Source organism: Streptomyces tubercidicus, assembly GCF_027497495.1.
Taxonomy (GTDB): Bacteria; Actinomycetota; Actinomycetes; order Streptomycetales; family Streptomycetaceae; genus Streptomyces; species Streptomyces tubercidicus.
Window position 1 is genome coordinate 7,900,969 of the sequence record NZ_CP114205.1, and the last position, 15,354, is coordinate 7,916,322.

Annotated in this window: 16 protein-coding genes; 11 read left to right on the forward strand and 5 right to left on the reverse strand. The window is 70.0% G+C overall.

Annotated elements, in window-relative coordinates:
• Positions 1-74: 74 nt before the first annotated feature.
• Positions 75-551: a cysteine hydrolase family protein gene (locus STRTU_RS34125; protein WP_308789409.1), complete on the reverse strand. Its 477-nt coding sequence runs from the start codon at positions 549-551 to the stop codon at positions 75-77.
• Positions 552-727: 176 nt separating this feature from the next.
• Here STRTU_RS34125 and STRTU_RS34130 point away from each other — a divergent pair, with 176 nt between their 5' ends.
• The 3 genes from STRTU_RS34130 to STRTU_RS34140 all read left to right on the forward strand — a co-directional run bounded on the left by STRTU_RS34130 (position 728) and on the right by STRTU_RS34140 (position 4,280).
• Entirely contained in the window at positions 728-2,143 is a 1,416-nt protein-coding gene (locus tag STRTU_RS34130) for an FAD-dependent oxidoreductase (RefSeq protein ID WP_159749077.1), read from the forward strand.
• 287 nt (positions 2,144-2,430) lie between these two features.
• The gene (locus STRTU_RS34135) at positions 2,431-3,339 is read left to right on the forward strand and encodes an alpha/beta fold hydrolase (protein WP_159749079.1); all 909 of its coding nucleotides are present in this window, start codon (positions 2,431-2,433) and stop codon (positions 3,337-3,339) included.
• Positions 3,340-3,440: 101 nt separating this feature from the next.
• Positions 3,441-4,280: an enoyl-CoA hydratase/isomerase family protein gene (locus STRTU_RS34140; RefSeq protein WP_159749081.1), complete on the forward strand. Its 840-nt coding sequence runs from the start codon at positions 3,441-3,443 to the stop codon at positions 4,278-4,280.
• Between the two features lie 44 nt (positions 4,281-4,324).
• On the opposite strand, the gene STRTU_RS34145 is transcribed toward STRTU_RS34140, so the two are convergent.
• Entirely contained in the window at positions 4,325-6,085 is a 1,761-nt protein-coding gene (locus tag STRTU_RS34145) for an MOSC domain-containing protein (RefSeq protein WP_159749083.1), read from the reverse strand.
• A gap of 159 nt (positions 6,086-6,244) precedes the next feature.
• Entirely contained in the window at positions 6,245-6,757 is a 513-nt protein-coding gene (locus STRTU_RS34150; RefSeq protein ID WP_246241605.1) for a CGNR zinc finger domain-containing protein, read from the reverse strand.
• A 298-nt stretch (positions 6,758-7,055) separates the two neighbouring features.
• On the opposite strand from STRTU_RS34150, the gene STRTU_RS34155 reads away from it, so the two are divergent.
• On the forward strand, positions 7,056-7,925 hold the full coding sequence (locus STRTU_RS34155) for an alpha/beta fold hydrolase (protein WP_159749087.1): 870 nt from the start codon (positions 7,056-7,058) through the stop codon (positions 7,923-7,925).
• 120 nt (positions 7,926-8,045) lie between these two features.
• On the opposite strand, the gene STRTU_RS34160 is transcribed toward STRTU_RS34155, so the two are convergent.
• A complete protein-coding gene (locus STRTU_RS34160; protein WP_159749089.1) occupies positions 8,046-8,555 on the reverse strand; it encodes a MarR family winged helix-turn-helix transcriptional regulator in 510 nt (169 codons plus the stop codon).
• An 80-nt stretch (positions 8,556-8,635) separates the two neighbouring features.
• On the opposite strand from STRTU_RS34160, the gene STRTU_RS34165 reads away from it, so the two are divergent.
• From STRTU_RS34165 to STRTU_RS34195, 7 genes are all read left to right on the forward strand, one after another.
• Complete coding sequence (locus STRTU_RS34165; RefSeq protein WP_159749101.1) at positions 8,636-9,811, forward strand: PP2C family protein-serine/threonine phosphatase; 1,176 nt, start codon at positions 8,636-8,638, stop codon at positions 9,809-9,811.
• Positions 9,812-10,126: 315 nt separating this feature from the next.
• Positions 10,127-11,005: an STAS domain-containing protein gene (locus STRTU_RS34170; protein WP_159749103.1), complete on the forward strand. Its 879-nt coding sequence runs from the start codon at positions 10,127-10,129 to the stop codon at positions 11,003-11,005.
• Positions 11,002-11,418 carry an STAS domain-containing protein gene (locus tag STRTU_RS34175; RefSeq protein ID WP_159749105.1) on the forward strand — a complete coding sequence of 139 codons (417 nt, stop codon included), beginning with the start codon at positions 11,002-11,004 and terminating at the stop codon, positions 11,416-11,418. Before STRTU_RS34170 ends, STRTU_RS34175 begins: the two co-directional genes overlap by 4 nt.
• A complete protein-coding gene (locus STRTU_RS34180) occupies positions 11,396-11,875 on the forward strand; it encodes an anti-sigma regulatory factor (RefSeq protein ID WP_371873699.1) in 480 nt (159 codons plus the stop codon). Before STRTU_RS34175 ends, STRTU_RS34180 begins: the two co-directional genes overlap by 23 nt.
• Positions 11,872-12,885, forward strand: a complete 1,014-nt coding sequence (locus tag STRTU_RS34185) for a SpoIIE family protein phosphatase (protein ID WP_272591817.1) — start codon at positions 11,872-11,874, stop codon at positions 12,883-12,885. Before STRTU_RS34180 ends, STRTU_RS34185 begins: the two co-directional genes overlap by 4 nt.
• Positions 12,882-14,213: a PP2C family protein-serine/threonine phosphatase gene (locus STRTU_RS34190; RefSeq protein WP_246241607.1), complete on the forward strand. Its 1,332-nt coding sequence runs from the start codon at positions 12,882-12,884 to the stop codon at positions 14,211-14,213. The genes STRTU_RS34185 and STRTU_RS34190 overlap by 4 nt, the downstream gene beginning before the upstream one ends.
• A 112-nt stretch (positions 14,214-14,325) precedes the next feature.
• Complete coding sequence (locus STRTU_RS34195) at positions 14,326-14,736, forward strand: ATP-binding protein (protein ID WP_159749109.1); 411 nt, start codon at positions 14,326-14,328, stop codon at positions 14,734-14,736.
• A gap of 37 nt (positions 14,737-14,773) precedes the next feature.
• On the opposite strand, the gene STRTU_RS34200 is transcribed toward STRTU_RS34195, so the two are convergent.
• Positions 14,774-15,145 (reverse strand): STAS domain-containing protein, encoded by a 372-nt coding sequence (locus STRTU_RS34200; protein ID WP_159749111.1) that lies wholly within the window; start codon positions 15,143-15,145, stop codon positions 14,774-14,776.
• Positions 15,146-15,354: the final 209 nt, after the last annotated feature.

Below are 15,354 nucleotides of genomic sequence, written 5' to 3' on the forward strand. Positions count from 1 at the left end.
TTTACGGGGCGCGCAGGGGCTGCCCGGTGAGTCGTGCAGGGACGCCCGGTGACCGGGGTTTCCGCCCGCCGGTGTCACGGCCGGGCAGCGGCCTTGAACGCGGTGACGACGTCCGCGGTGGCGACGATGGCATGGGCGAAGGTGGGGCCGTTCAACTCATGTGCGGCGTGCATCATGGCGGGCTGCACGGCAGCGGTGGCATCGCGCACCAGGGTGACGTGGTAGCCGAGTTCCATCGCGAAGCGGCTGGTGGACTCGATGCAGGTGTTCGCCAGCAGTCCGATCGTCACGACATGGGTGATGCCGTGCTGTCTCAGCTGGGCATCCAGATCGGTATTCGCGAACCCGCTCTGTGCCCAGTGCTCGTGGGCGACTACCTCACCCGACTGGGGCTGGAAGTCGGGATGGAACTCTCCGCCCCAGGTACCCAGGGCGAACGTGTGCCGCCCTCGTGTCGCACCTCGATGTATCGGGCAACTACAGCGCCACCGTCGGCAGACGCGGCCGCTCGGCCTGTACCGCCTGTCGTCGATGCGCTTGAGCCACGGCAGCGGATGGGAGTGGTGGGGATCCGGGTGTTAGTGCGGCCATTGGAATTGCTTATCGCCTCGGTCGGCCGTGGGGTCCGGCCCAGCGCAGGGCGGGGTGGCCGGGGCGGCGTTTGGATGAGGCGTGAGGGTTGCTCATGCCCATCGGTCTCCCGGCCGGGTGCGAAGGGGAATGCGTCATGGACACCACGGACGACACGCTGCACGCCGATGTCCTCGTCCTCGGCTTCGGCAAGGGCGGCAAGGTCGTGGCCGCGACGATGGGCCGGCTCGGCAAGCGCGTCGTCCTCGTCGAGCAGTCCGCGCACATGTATGGCGGGACCTGTCCCAATGTCGGCTGCGTACCGACCAAGGCGCTCGTCCACCGCTCCGGCAAACGCCGCCCCGAAGACCCGCCCCAGGAGTGGTACGAGCGCTCCGTGCAGGAGACCCAGGCCATCACCAAGCTGTTCCGCGGCGGGAATTACGAGGCGCTCGACGGCATGGGCACCGTCACGGCCCTCACCGGACACGGCCGCTTCCGCGACCCCCACACCGTCGTCGTGGACACCGGCACGGGGCGGGTCACCGTCACGGGCGAGACGATCCTGATCAACACCGGCTCCCACCCGCTCATCCCCGGCATTCCGGGGCTGCGGGAGAGCGAGTACCTCGTCAACAGCACCGAGCTGATCGAGTCGACCGTCCTGCCGGACCGGCTCGCCATCATCGGCGGCGGCTACCTCGGCATCGAGTTCGCCGCGATCTACCGCGCGTTCGGCTCGCAGGTCACCCTGTTCGAGGCGGCTCCCGAGCTGCTGGGCCAGGAGGACGACGACATCGCCGCCGCCGCGGTGAAGATCCTCACCGACGACGGTATCGAGATCGTCGCGGGCGCCGAGGTGACCGAGGTCCGCGATGGCGAGACCGGCGCGCAGCTCACCTATGAGAAGGGCGGCGTGCGGCACACCGTCGAAGCTGATGCCGTACTCGCCGCCGTCGGCCGCGCCCCGACGACTCATGACCTCGGCCTCGAAGCCGCCGGCGTCGCCACCACTGAGCGCGGAGCCGTCCGGGTCGACGAGTATCTGCGCACCAGTCGGCCGCATATCTACGCCCTCGGCGATGTCAACGGCGGACCGCAGTTCACCTATATCTACCTCGACGACAGCCGTATCGTGCTCGACCAGCTCACCGGCGAGGGCACCCGCTCGACCACGGACCGGGTGGCGATCCCGCACACCGTGTTCATGACCCCGCCGCTGGCGACCGTCGGACTCACCGAGAAGGAGGCCCGCGCGGCCGGACACCGGGTGAAGGTCGGCAGCCAGGCCGTCGCCGACATCGTGGCCATGCCCCGCGCCTACGTCGTCGAGGAGACCCGCGGGATGATGAAGTTCGTCATGGACGCCGATACGGACGAGATCCTCGGCGCCGCCCTGCTCAGCGTCGACGCGCAGGAACTCATCAACACCGTCGCCCTCGCCATGCGACACCGCCTCAAGGCCGCCGACCTGCGCGATGCCGTCTACACCCACCCCAGCTCCACCGAGGCGTTCAACGACGTCATCACGGCCATCGTCCGCATCGACGAAGCACAAACCGCCGACGTGTAGGCCCGAGCACACCCGTTGACTCCGCGCTCACTCCCATGGCCCGGCGCTGCGGCCCGACTGGACTAAGTACGCGTGCCCGCCGGTGCGGATGCATGAACGCTGAGTGCCATAGACCTCATCAGACCCCGTGAGACCTATGGGACGAACCGTGAGACCCCGTGCGGCCTCATGAGACCCCGTGAGACCTCAGGGGAAGCGAGAAGGACGTGGTGGCGTTGGCGGCATTTCCGGTTCCTCGATCACGGCGACGAATACGTCGCACACATGTCATGGCGGCCGGGTGCGCCATGGCACTGTGCACTGCGGTGTCGGCCCCCGCCGCCGCGGACGGCGGTGCGGCCCCGGCCAAACCCACCATCGTCCTCGTGCACGGGGCATTCGCGGACGCCTCCAGCTGGAACGGGGTCGCCGAACGGCTCGAACGCCGCGGCTACACCGTCATCGCCCCGGCCAACCCACTGCGCGGGCTCTACAGCGACTCCACCTACATCGCCTCCGTACTGGACAGCATCAAGGGTCCGATCGTGCTGGCGGGTCACTCCTACGGCGGTGCCGTGATCAGTACGGCGGCCGCGGGAAACCCCCGGGTGAAGTCGCTGGTGTATGTGGCGGCGCAGGTGCCCGATGTGGGCGAGAGCGGGATGTCCCTGTCCGCCAGGTTCCCCAGCGAACTGGGCACCGCCACCAGGACCGTTCCGTACCGGGCCGGCGGCGGGGTGAGCGGGACCGACATCTACGTCAAGCGGGACAAGGTGTATCCGGTCTTCGCCGCCTGCCTGCCGGAGCACCAGGCGAACCTGCTGGGGGTCACCCAGCGGCCCGCGGCCACCACCGCGTTCTCCGAGAAGGCCAGGGTCGCGGCCTGGAAGACCATCCCCTCCTGGGCCCTTGTCAGCCGCCAGGACAAGACCATCAACCCGGACCAGGAACGCTTCGAGGCCAAGCGCGCCCACTCCCACACCGTGGAGATCAACTCCTGCCATGTGTCTTTGATCGCGGACCCCGAAGCGGTCTCCGACCTCGTCCTCCAAGCCGCCACGGCAGGCGAATCCACTCGGCGTCCCGCGCTGGCCGGCACCGGAGCCACCCACGACACCCGGTCCGAGACCGCATTCACCGGCATCGCCGTCGCCTCGGTGGTCGCCGGCGCGGGGGCCGTCCTCGCAGGCCGTCGCCTGAGGCGCCGCGCGGACTGACGGCGCGAGCCGGCGTCCCCTCCCGGTGTGCCGGGCGCGGTGCCGCCGCCCAGCGGCGGTTCGATTGCCGCCGGGCCCTGACGAGCGCCGAGAGGACAGACATGACCACCTCGTACGAAACCATCAGCACCAGCCTGCACGGCAACGTCCTGTCCGCCACCTTCCACGCCCCGCCGATCAACCTCATCGGCCCCGAGGTCGTACGCGATCTCGTCGGGCTCCTTGAGGAGCTCTCCCACCCGGCCGCTGCCCGTGTGGTGGTCTTCGACAGCGCGGATCCCGACTTCTTCTTCCCCCACGTCGACTTGACCAAAGTTCCCGAATACACCGCTGAAGCCGCGAAAGCCGGAGGGCCGGGTGATGCCTCCCTGGGGATGCTGTTCCACCAGCTGAGCCAGCTCCCGGCCGTCACGATCGCCAAGCTGCGTGGCAGAGCACGGGGCGCCGGCAGCGAATTCCTCCTCGCCTGCGATATGCGCTTCGCCTCCCGGGAGAACGCCGTCCTGGGCCAGCTGGAAGTCGGCATCGGCGCCCCGCCCGGCGCGGGCGCGATCCAGCACCTCACCCGTCTGCTGGGCCGGGGCCGAGCGCTCGAAGCCGTACTGACATCGGCCGACTTCGATGCCGAACTCGCCGAACGCTACGGCTGGATCAACCGCGCGGTGCCCGACGCCGAGCTGGACGAGTTCGTAGCCGGTATCGCCGGGCGCATGGCGGACTTCCCCCGCGATGCGCTGATCGCGGCCAAGTCAGCCATCAACGCCATCAGCCTGCCCACTCCGGCCGACGTACGCGCCGATGCCGCGATGTTCCAGCAGCTCGTACGAGGCGAGAGCTCACAGGAACGCACCGCGGCGTTGTTCCAGCGGGGCCTCCAGACGCGCGGCCGTGCCGAGCTCGAACTCGGGGATGTGCTGGGCGAGTTGAGCGCCGTCGACTGAGGCAGGTGGGCGGGCGGGCGCGGTGGCCGTCGAGGCCCGGCCGACTACAGGTCCAGGACGACTTCGGTGGTGGGCCGGCTGCAGCAGACGAGGACGGTGCCGGGCTCGGGGGGTTCGAGCGGCGGGGTGGTGTAGGTGGTCTCGCCCGAGACGAGGTGGGTGACGCAGGTGTGGCAGACGCCGGTGCGGCAGGACCAGCGGGTGGGGACATCGCAGGCTTCGGCGAGGTCGAGGAGTGCGGCGTGGGCCGGTGACCAAGGGGTGGTGATACCGCTGCGGGCGAAGGTGATGAGCGGGCCGCTGCCCGGGGGACCGGGCGGCTGGTGTGGCCGGAGCGCGGCCGTGGATGTGACGCCGGGGTTGATGGCGGGGAGGGCGCTGAACTGTTCCGTATGAATCCGCATGGGGTCCAGCCCGTGAGCGCGCAGCAGGCCGCCGACGGAGTCCATGAAGGCGGGCGGTCCGCAGAGGTAGGTGTCGGCGTCAGCGGGAAGGCCGATGGCCGCGAGTGCGGGAGCGGACGGGCGGCCCCGCGAGATATGCGGCTCATCGGGAGGCGGGCTTTCGGCGGTGTAGTAGATGTGCTCGTGGGCGTCGGGGAGCTGCGACAGAAGAGCGTGGGTCTCGTCCGCGAAGGCGTGGTGGGTGCGGTCATGGGCGGTGTGGATCCACCAGACCGGGCGGGGGTCCCGGGCGGCGGCGAGCTGGTGGAGCATGGCGAGTACGGGAGTGATACCGATCCCCGCCGAAAGGAGCGCGACCGGGCCGGTGCCGTCTTCGAGCACGAACGTTCCACGGGGGCAGGCGATGTCCACGAGGTCCCCGGTGTGGAGCGTGGCATGGAGATAGCCGCTGACCTGCCCGTGGGGCTCGTGCTTGACGCTGATGCGGTAGGTGCCCGCGGTGGGTGCCGAGGAGAGTGAGTAGCTGCGCACCACGGGGGCGGTGTCGCCGAGGGTGAGGCGCAGGGAGAGATATTGGCCGGCGCGCGCCTCGGGGAGCGGTGTGCCGTCGGTGGTGTCGAGGTAGATCGACGAGACGGTGGGGGTCTCGGGGACGATGCGGGCGACCCGCAGGGCCTTGAACCCCGGCCATCCCGGCTCCTCCCGGTGCTGCCGGTTCCCCGCGCCCGCGCCCGGCCATCCCGGTTCCTGTCCGGGCCGCCGGGCAGTGGCGAGTTCGCGGAACGACTGCTGCCAACCGGGGCTGAGCGCAGGGATGTTCAGGGCTTTGTGCAGGAGGGCCGGGTCGCGGTCGGGGAGGTAGAGGAGTGCGTCGGTGTCGGCGACGCTGAGTTCCTCGGGGCCCTTGCGGATGAGGGTGATCTCGTCACCGGCCTGGACGCGTCCCTCGGTGAGGACGCGCAGGTAGAAGCCGGGGCGGTGGTGGGCGACCAGCAGGGCGGCCATGGTGGGTTCGCCCAGGCGCATCCCGACGCGGTAGCAGGTGACGCGCGGCTGGGTGACTTCGAATTCCGCCTCGCCGATGCGATACCGGTCGCCGATGCACACTTCGTCGTCGGGCAGCCCGTCGACGGTGAAGTTCTCCCCGAAACTCCCGAACGTCAGGTCATCGCGGCCGAGTTGCTCCCGCCAGTACCGGTAGGACTGCAGCTGGTAGACGAGTACGGCACGGATGTCACCGCCATGACCGGCCAGGTCTCCCTGGCCGTCTCCGTCGATATTCAGCCGTCGCACCATCCGCGGGCCGTGCACGGGGGATTTCCAGGCTCCGGTGTGGACGGTCCGGCCCTGCCAGGACACATCCTTCGGCATTCCGACGTTCACGGACAGCAGCGTCGCCATCGCGGACCTCCTGCGGGGTGGCCGGACGGGGGTGACCCCTCATGGCGCGGTGATCTGTGCGCTGCTGCCGATCCTAGTTTTGCGCCGGTGCCGCCGCGATTCCGTGATCGCCCGCCATGGATGCGTGCACCGGGACCGGCGGAACGGCTGCCGGAGGTGTCACTCGGCGGCGGCCTCGCGGGTGCGCTGATAGTGGCGTCGGGCCTTCATCCTGTTGCCGCAGAGGGCCATCGAGCACCAGCGGCCCTTGTTGGTCTTGCTGCGGTCGAGGAGGAAGCGCCGGCACTCCGGGTTGGCACACGGCCGTAGCCGACCGGGCATTGTCTCCTGCAGATCGCTCCAGGCCAGGACGGCATCCACCGCCATCCGGTGCTCCGCGGGGGCGTCGATCTCCCAGGTCACTCCGGCGGAGGAGAGCTGCGGGTGGGAGGTGACGCCCTTGAGGAGCGGGGCCAGCGACGAGGCCGGCCGGCTGCCGCGCACCACGGCCTGCAGGGCATCACGCGCGCGCAGCAGCTGCCGGTGCTCCTCAGCGGTGCCACGGCCGCCGTGCGCCCGCTGCCAGGACTTGGCCGCCGCCGGATCCGCCAGCTGATCCTGGACGGCTCCGCCCACCACCGGCGTGGTGTTGAGGAGCTCAAGCAGCGCGTCCTGCGGCTCTCGATCGGCCACCTTCACTCCTCCTAACCGGATTGACTTGCTTGACAGGTTACATGATGCGTCGGGTGGCAGTCGTGGGTGTGTGGGCGCGCATGGGCCGCCTGGGTGGGTGCGACGGGTGGGCGGGTAAGTGTGCAGGTCCGCCGTCCTGCGTGGGGGGACGCTTGGGGTCATACCGGCCACTTGGCGGCCGGGCCCGGCGCCCCGGAGTGGCAAGTCTACCTAACCTCCAAAATGCTCTTGACTGGTTATGGTCGAGCGTGTTCCACTGGCGATATAACCCACAAAACTCAAAAGAAAGGTTAGGGACATGGCCCCCGCAGTCCACCACCGCACCGTCATCGTCAACGGCCTTGAGGTCTTCTACCGGGAGGCCGGCGCCTCCTCATCACCCACCCTGGTGCTGCTCCACGGCTTCCCGACCAGCTCGCACATGTTCCGCCACCTGATCCCGGCGCTTGCTGACCGCTACCACGTGATCGCCCCCGACCACATCGGGTTCGGGCAGTCCGCGATGCCGTCCCCGGAGGACTTCCCGTACACCTTCGAAGCCCTCACCGAGATCACCGCCGGACTGCTCCAGCACCTGGGCATCGACCGGTACGCGCTGTACGTCCAGGACTACGGCGCCCCCATCGGCTGGCGGCTCGCCCTTCAGGACCCGGACCGCATCACCGCGATCATCACCCAGAACGGCAACGCCTACGAGGAGGGCTTCGTCAAACCCTTCTGGGACGGCGTCTTCGCCTACGCCGCAGCACCCGGACCGGAGACCGAAGCCCCCATGCGAGGCGCCCTGACCGCCGAGATCACCCGGTGGCAGTACGTGAACGGAGTCGCCGACCCCAGCCTGGTCAGCCCCGACAACTGGGTTCACGACCAGGCGCTCCTGGACCGTCCCGGCAATGACGAGATCCAGCTCAGGCTGTTCCGCGACTACCCCACCAACGTGGACCTCTACCCGCAGGTCCACCAGTACTTCCGCGACTCCCAGGTCCCGCTGCTGGCGGTCTGGGGCGCAGGCGACGAGATCTTCGGCCCCGACGGCGCCACGGCATTCAGCCAGGACCTGCCCAACGCCGAGATCCATCTGCTGGAGTCGGGGCACTTCGCCCTGGAGAGCCACCTCGACACCATCACCGAGCACATCCGCACCTTCCTCACCGGCGCTCTCGCCTGACGCACGGAAGGGAAAGGGCGTTTTGATAACGTCGCCCGCGCGGCGAAGATCCGTTTGTCCCGTCCGCATAGCGCGTCTTCCGGTGGGGCTGTCGGATCGAGAGGCGGAGTTCAGGTGAGGCTAGGCACTGTCCGCGACGCTGTCGTCCCGGACGGAAGCGCCGCCCTCGTCCGCCGCGTGCCGGGCGAACGCCGCGTGAAAGGCCTCCAGGCCGGCCGCGAGGTTGGCGACATCGGCGGGTTCCATCTGCTCCAGGGTGGCCGTGACCTCGCGGCTCCGTGCCGCGCGGTACTCCTCCAGCAGCACCTTGCCGCGCAAACTCAGCCTCAGCTCGACCTCGCGTCGGCTCGTCGCGCTGGGGCCCCGCTCGGCGAGACCCATCGCCTCCAGGCGGTCGCAGAGCCTGCTGACCGCCGGTGGACGCGAGGCGAGCGCTTCGGCGAGGGTGCGCAGATTCGTGCCTTCCCGTTTCTCGATCACCAGGAGTGCGCGGAGCTGGGAAGGGGACACTCCCGCCGAGCGCGCCGCTTCCTGTCCACGTCCCCACAGAACCTCAAGCAGCTCCGCGGCGGCAAGGGCCGCCGCGCTCGCCTGCTCGCGGGAAGGGGACCGACTGGTGAAACGGGACACACGAACACTCTGTCACCCTGTGCGTCCCGTTGTCAGACCGACCCTGCCCTTGAGGCTGTACGAAGGTGGTCCGCGACACCATGAGTGAACGCCTCGATGCGGGAAGGGCGCTGCGCGCGGCGGCGCCGCACGCGCTGCTCGGCACCGTGCGTGATCACCTCGCCGCCGTCTACGGGGCGACCTCGGTGCGCCTGTATCTGACGGACTATGGGGGCACGGTCCTCAGTCCGTGCGACGACTCCTCGGGGGACGAGGACGCCCCGCTGCTGCCCATCTCCGGCAGTGCGGAAGGGCGTGCGCTGGGGAGCCAGGAGCGACGCGAGCAGCAGGTGCCGCACGGTGACGCCATCGACCACCATCTCCCGGTGACGGTGCGCGGCGACCGGATCGGCATTCTGACGGTCCGGCTTCCCGGTGACCGTTCCACGCCCGCGGTGCTCGATGAGCTCAGGCAGGTGGTCGACCAGCTGGGACACGAGATCCTGGTCGCCGAGCGGGACACCGACATCTACCAGCGGGTTCGCCGTGTCAGCCGGCTCACCCTGGCGGCGGAGATGCAGTGGCAGCTGCTTCCCGCACGGGCGTGCACCGCCGCGCAGTACGCCATCGGCGCCCAGCTGGAGCCCGCCTATGCCGTGCACGGCGACAACTTCGACTGGGCTTCGGACGGCGATGAGCTGACCCTCACCGTCACCAACGGCATGGGGCAGGGCGTCGATGCCTCGCTCCTCACCCACCTCGCCGTCAGCGCGCTGCGCAACGCCCGGCGGGCCGGTGTCAGCCTCGCGGACCAGGCGGCACTGGCCGACCAGGCGGTATACGGCCTCTACCAGGGCGCGTTGCATGTATCGACGCTGCTGATGCGCGTCGACCTCGCGACGGGGCGGATGGAGATCATCGACGCGGGGTCGCCGCAGATGTGGCGGCTGCGGGGCAAGTCCGTCGAGCGCATCGAGCTGGACAGGCAACTGCCCCTGGGCATGTTCGAGGAGTCCCACTACGCACCGGAGAGCCTCACGGTCATGCCGGGGGACCGGCTGTTCTTCGTGAGCGACGGGGTGTACGACGCGCCCTCGCCGCGCGGCGGAACGTATGTCGAGAGCGCGCTCGCACGGGCGCTGCACGCCACGCGCCTGCTGCCGGCCGCCCTGGTACCGGGTGCGGTCCTGCGCGATGTGGCCGAATACCGTGCGGCGGAGACGCTGGATGATGCCTTGGTGCTGTGTTTTGACTGGTTCGGTGACGGTCACGATTGAGCGTGGAGCGTTCTGCGTTACCGGCCAACCGGGCTGCCGTACGGCCGAGATCCCCGGAATCCGGGGATCTCGGCAGGGATGTCAGCAGCGGGCTGATATCCGCTCTTCGGACGCAAAAACATCGCACCGATTCGGCCTTCCGGCCATTCCCCGCTTCGTCGGGTGAAGAGGGAGCCCGTGGGTTACCGGGCTTGATCGCGCTCGATAACATTTGCCGGAAGGCAACTGTCGACGAACGCGGCTCGGCCCGGCCGCACCGGCGGAGCGAGCAGGCCGACGGTCACCCGGGCCGGGCCGGACCGAAAGGACAACGTGTTGGGTTCCGCTGAGGCTGCCGCACGCGAACGAGTCACCAGCGTGCTGCGCGAAGAGGCCGATGAGATCTCGGACCGCTGGGTGCAGTTGCAGCTGGCGCAGCCGTCGCTGGACGGCGAAGTGAGCGAGGCCGAGCTGGGGGAGGAGGCCGACGCCCTGGTCGGTGCCCTGCTGACCGGCCTGGACCTCGGGATCCCGGTCGAGCGCGTGGTCACCTCGCACGAGGAGATGCACCGGACGGTGTCCGAGATCTCCCTGCGCCGCGCCCGCCGGGGGGTTTCCCCCACCGCGACCTCCCTGGCCGTGCTCTCGCTCAAGGAAGCCCTGCTGGAGGCCGTCCAGCGGCGGACCCGCGACGGGGACGACCTCTTCCGCAGCGCCGTGCTGATCAACCGCCTGCTGGACAGCGCCGGGGCGCTCTCCTTCGAGACCTTCGTCGAGGGCCGCGAGGAGATCATCAGCCGGCAGAGCCAGCAGCTGCTGGAGGTGTCCACACCGGTCGTCAGGCTGTGGCGCCAGGTGCTGGCCGTACCGCTGATCGGCACACTCGACACCGCACGCACCCAGGTGGTGATGGAGAACGTTCTCCAGGCCATCCAGGAGCACGAGGCACTGGTCGCGATCATCGACATCACCGGTGTGCCCACCGTCGACACCGCCGTCGCCCAGCACTTGATGCACACCGTCAACGCGGTGCGTCTGATGGGCGCGGACTGCGTCATCAGCGGCATCCGGCCGCCGATCGCCCAGACCATCGCGCAACTCGGGATCGACTTGTCGACGATCCTGACCCGCGCCACCCTCGCCGACGCCCTCCGGGAGGCCGTGAAGCTGACCGAGGCCGCCGGATCGGACCACGCGCCATTGGACGGGCGATGAGTACGCCCGCCTCGGGCAGCGTCCCGATCCTGCGCCTGGGGGACGTGCTGGTCACCGGCCTCCTCAACGAACTCGACGACAAGACCGCCGTGGCGTTCACCGAGGAGCTGACCAGCCGGATCAGCAGCGACCGGGCCCGTGGTGTCCTCATCGACATCTCCCGGCTGGAGATCGTCGACTCCTTCGTGGCACGTACGCTGATGGAGCTGACCACCATGGCGCGGCTGCTGGGCGCCCGGGTGATCGTCGCCGGGATGCGCCCGCCGGTCGCCATCACCCTGGTCGAGCTGGGGCTCCAGCTCACCGGAGTGGAGACGGCACTCAACGCCGAACAAGGAATGGCCGCGATGGGCTGGCGCCAGAGCCCGCAGCCGTCCGGAGGGGGCCTGGGTGAGTTCCGCCCGGAACACTGACCACACGGTGGCTCTCGCCACCACGGTGCCCGGCGCCGCCGGCCGTGACGCGATGACGGAGCGGACGGTCCATCATGTGCGCACCGAAGAAGACCTGTTGACGGTCCGTCATGCCGTACGGGCGGCCACGCTGCGTGCCGGATTCAGCATCGTCGACCAGACACGGGTGGTCACCGCCGCCAGCGAGCTGGCACGCAACGCCTATATCCACGGCGGAGGCGGCTCGGTGACCATTGACCAGCTGACGCTGGGCGGGAAGGCCGGACTGCGGCTGACGGTCAAGGACGACGGGCCCGGCATCCTGGACGCCGACGCGGCGCTGGCCGACGGCTTCACCACCGGCGCGGGACTCGGCCACGGCCTGGGGGGTGCCCGGCGCCTGATGAACGACTTCGAACTGCACACCGTGCCCGGCCAGGGCACGACCGTGATCGCCACGCGATGGGCGGGGCGGTGAGTTTCCCCGAGACGTCGCCGACGGCGCATATCGCCGTGGACCACTACAGCGCCGTTCATCTCGCCGCCGAGACCGCGCGTGCGGTCGCCGGGCGCTGCGGCCTGCCCGGCGCCCTGCCCGACCAGGCCGCCGTCATCGCCTCGGAACTGGCCGGCAACGTGGCCAAACACGCGCACAGCGGCTCGCTGTTCATTCAACCCCTGCCCCTGGGCGGCGGGATGGAGATCGTCGCCGCGGACCACGGCCCCGGCATGGGCGAACTCCAGCAGTGCCTCGCCGACGGCTACACCACCAGCAACACACTCGGCGCCGGGCTGGGTGCCGTGCAGCGGATAGCGACCGCCCTCACCATCCGTACACAGCCCGGGGCCGGCACCCTCGTCTGCGCGCGCCTCACCCAGCCCGACGCCACACCCCCGGCAGCAGGCCAGGAGGTGGGAGTCATCTGTCTGCCGGCGGACCGCGAGCAACTCAGCGGTGACGCCTGTGCGGTCGTCGATCAGGACACCGCCCGCACCGCGATCGTGGTCGACGGCCTCGGTCACGGCCCGCAAGCGGCCGAGGCCGCGCAGACCGCGATACGTTCCTTCCACCGGGCACCGGACCTTCCGCTGCCCGAACTCCTCACCGTCATCCACCGAGCGCTGCGCCGCACCCGGGGCGCGGCGGTGGGCCTGCTGCGCCTGCACCCCGGCCGCGCGGAGTACAGCGGCATCGGCAATGTACGGGTCCTGACGCTGGCACCGCTCGAAGTGGGCCACCGCCTGACCGGCCAGCCCGGTATAGCCGGCCTGAACATGACGCCGCCGCAGGTGCGGGCCTTCCCCGTACCGCCCGGTGCCACCGCGGTGCTGTACTCCGACGGCATCGACCAGCAATGGGCCCGGTCGCCCTCGGCGTTCGTGCACCGGCTGCCGCCGAGCCTCCTCGGTGCGTCCCTCGCCCTCAGCCACCGCCTCAGCCGCGACGATGCGACCGTGATCGCCGCCCGACCTCAGAGACTCCCGTGAGCCCCCACCCCCACACCTTCCACACCCTGCCGAGCCTGCGCCGCGCCGTCCGGGGTATCTGCGAAGCGCACCGGCTTCCGTCCCCCAACGGAGCGCGTCTGTTGCTCTCCGTATCCCGGATGGCCACGGCCGCCCTCGACGCCGGCGGCCCCGTCCGCCTGGAGGCCGTCCAGCAGACCGCGCCCGGTGGAACAACGCTGCTGGCCGTGACGCTGCACGCCGAACCGACACCGGCGTCACTGCTCCCGGCCGATCTGCCGCTTCCCGGGCAGGCCACGCCCGACGGCACCGTGGCCTGGCACGTCCCGCTCGGCGAAGGGGGAGGGGAGGAGCCGCCGCCATCTGCCGTGCTGCCCAAGCCACTTGGAGCCGCGCCCGCCCCGGGCCGCACCCGCGAGGCAGCGGCCGCCGAGGCGTATGAGGCGGAGATCGCGGCGCTCGAAAGCGATCTCGGGGCCGCGCTCTCCCGGGTCGACACCCTCAGCACCGAACTGCACCGGCTCAAGAACGAACTCGCCGAGACCAACAGCGGTGTGCTCGCCCTCTACGTCCAACTGGAGGAGCGGGACGAGCAGCTGCGCCGGGCGCACGGGCAGATCCTGCGCGAGCTGGAGGATGCGCTACGGCCCCCGCCGATCACCGTCAGCGGGATGGACCTCGCCGTCCACTACGCACCGGCCGATCCCGACGCACCCACGGGCGGTGACTTCTACGACTGGCTGCTGCTTCCCGACGGGACGGTGCACATCACGGTCGTGGACGCGCTGGGCCACGGCGTGCGCAGTACCCGCAGCGCGCTCAACGTCACGCATGCCGTGCGCACCCTGGCCCTCGAAGGCCATCCGCTGGAATCCATCGTGGCCCATACGCATGACATCCTCGCGCCGTTCGACCCCGACCTCATGGCCACCGTCCTGCTTGCCCGGATTCACCCGGAAACCGGTGCGCTGCGGCTGGCCAACGGCAGCCATCCGCCGGCCTTGGTCGTCCGCGCCGACGGGACCGCCGACTACCTGGAGGTCCGCGGCCGGGGCATCGGATTTCCGCTGCCCGGCAGCGAGTCGGTGCTGGAGGACACCCTGCACGAGGGCGACCTGCTGATGCTCTACACCGACGGCCTGACGGAGAGCCGGCGGGACCCCATCGAAGGCGAGGCGCGACTCGTCAAGACCGCCCAGGCCCATGCCCGCCGCCCGGTGCGCGAGATCCCCGGCGCCGTCGCGGAGGACATGCACACCGTCATCCTGCATCCGGACGACACGCTCGCCCTGGCCGTCCGCCGGGCGGAGAACCCACAGGTCAAGAACCCCCTGGCGGGGCAGTCGTGAGCACCGTGGACCACAGCGGACCGAACACGCTCTTTTCCCGGCCAGTTGGCTGGGTAGACGCGTCTCGAACAGCACCCGAGAACGAGACCCTACGAGCCGGGGGGAGAAGGCCATGCAACACCGGCTAGCGATTGACGAGTATCCGTCCCAGCTGGTGCAGCGTGTCTGTCATCCGGGTTCCGCGGCGGACGCCCGCGATTTCGTCCGGAGCTTCGCTGCGCTGCTCCGTCCCGAGCCATCCGCACCGACCACCCAGAACCTGCTGCTCCTGGTGTCCGAGCTGGTCGCCAACGCACTACGGCACGCCGGTGCCGTCACGGCCCTGCACCTGAGCGCGGACCAGGAGCGCATCGAGGTCTTCGTCGAGGACCCCAGCCCCACGCCGCCACAGGAGCGCAGCCCCGATCTGTCCGGCAGCCAGGGCGGCTTCGGATGGCCCATGGTGCACTCCCTGGCCCAGCACGTCGCGGTCCTCCCGGGCCCCAGCGGCGGCAAAACGGTACAGGCGGCCCTGCCACGCTGAGGTCTGACCCGCACCACCCGTCTGTGCTGCTCCGCAGCTAGCCTTCGCGCTCGCCGTCCTCGGCTCCTAGAGGGGCCGGCGGCTCGGCATCGAGGGCTTCCGCCACGGACTCGTACAGCGGCAGGACGGTATCGAGCCCGGTGAGGGTGAAGAGCCGCGCCAGCACGGCGGAGGGCGCCGCGAGCCGCAGGGCCGGGCCCAGTGCGTCGTGTGCCTGGATCAGGACATTGACCGTGCTGGAGTCGGCGAACGTCACCGCTGACAGGTCGACGACGACCCGGGCGACGCCGTCCTCGGCCGCCTTCTGCAGGGTTTCGCCCAGCGGCGCGACGTTGTCGATATCGAGGGGTCCCGTGGCGGCGACGACAAGAGCGCCATGCTCCTGCCGCACGGCCATCTCTCCGTCCATCGGTCGGCCTCCACTGGGCTGGGGCAGCACGGTGAACCTCGCTGTAGGGGCTGACGGTTGGGGCAAAGCGGCGGTCCTGGCGTTCGCACGGCCAAGTGACCAGCTCGGACCAGGATAGAAGCGATAGTTGCCGTTTGACAACATTCGCCAGAAGGCAACAATCTGTTCTCGTCACAGAACAAGGCGCCTGCGCCTGGCGTGGCTTGGGA

Excerpts from the sequence above, each read along its gene's own strand:
- STRTU_RS34195 (WP_159749109.1), top strand. The coding sequence starts at position 14,326 with ATGCAACACCGGCTAGCGATTGACGAGTATCCGTCCCAGCTGGTGCAG.
- STRTU_RS34200 (WP_159749111.1), bottom strand. The coding sequence starts at position 15,145 with ATGGACGGAGAGATGGCCGTGCGGCAGGAGCATGGCGCTCTTGTCGTC.
- STRTU_RS34140 (WP_159749081.1), top strand. The coding sequence starts at position 3,441 with ATGACCACCTCGTACGAAACCATCAGCACCAGCCTGCACGGCAACGTC.
- STRTU_RS34135 (WP_159749079.1), top strand. The coding sequence starts at position 2,431 with ATGGCACTGTGCACTGCGGTGTCGGCCCCCGCCGCCGCGGACGGCGGT.
- STRTU_RS34175 (WP_159749105.1), top strand. The coding sequence starts at position 11,002 with ATGAGTACGCCCGCCTCGGGCAGCGTCCCGATCCTGCGCCTGGGGGAC.
- STRTU_RS34155 (WP_159749087.1), top strand. The coding sequence starts at position 7,056 with ATGGCCCCCGCAGTCCACCACCGCACCGTCATCGTCAACGGCCTTGAG.
- STRTU_RS34145 (WP_159749083.1), bottom strand. The coding sequence starts at position 6,085 with ATGGCGACGCTGCTGTCCGTGAACGTCGGAATGCCGAAGGATGTGTCC.
- STRTU_RS34165 (WP_159749101.1), top strand. The coding sequence starts at position 8,636 with ATGAGTGAACGCCTCGATGCGGGAAGGGCGCTGCGCGCGGCGGCGCCG.
- STRTU_RS34130 (WP_159749077.1), top strand. The coding sequence starts at position 728 with ATGGACACCACGGACGACACGCTGCACGCCGATGTCCTCGTCCTCGGC.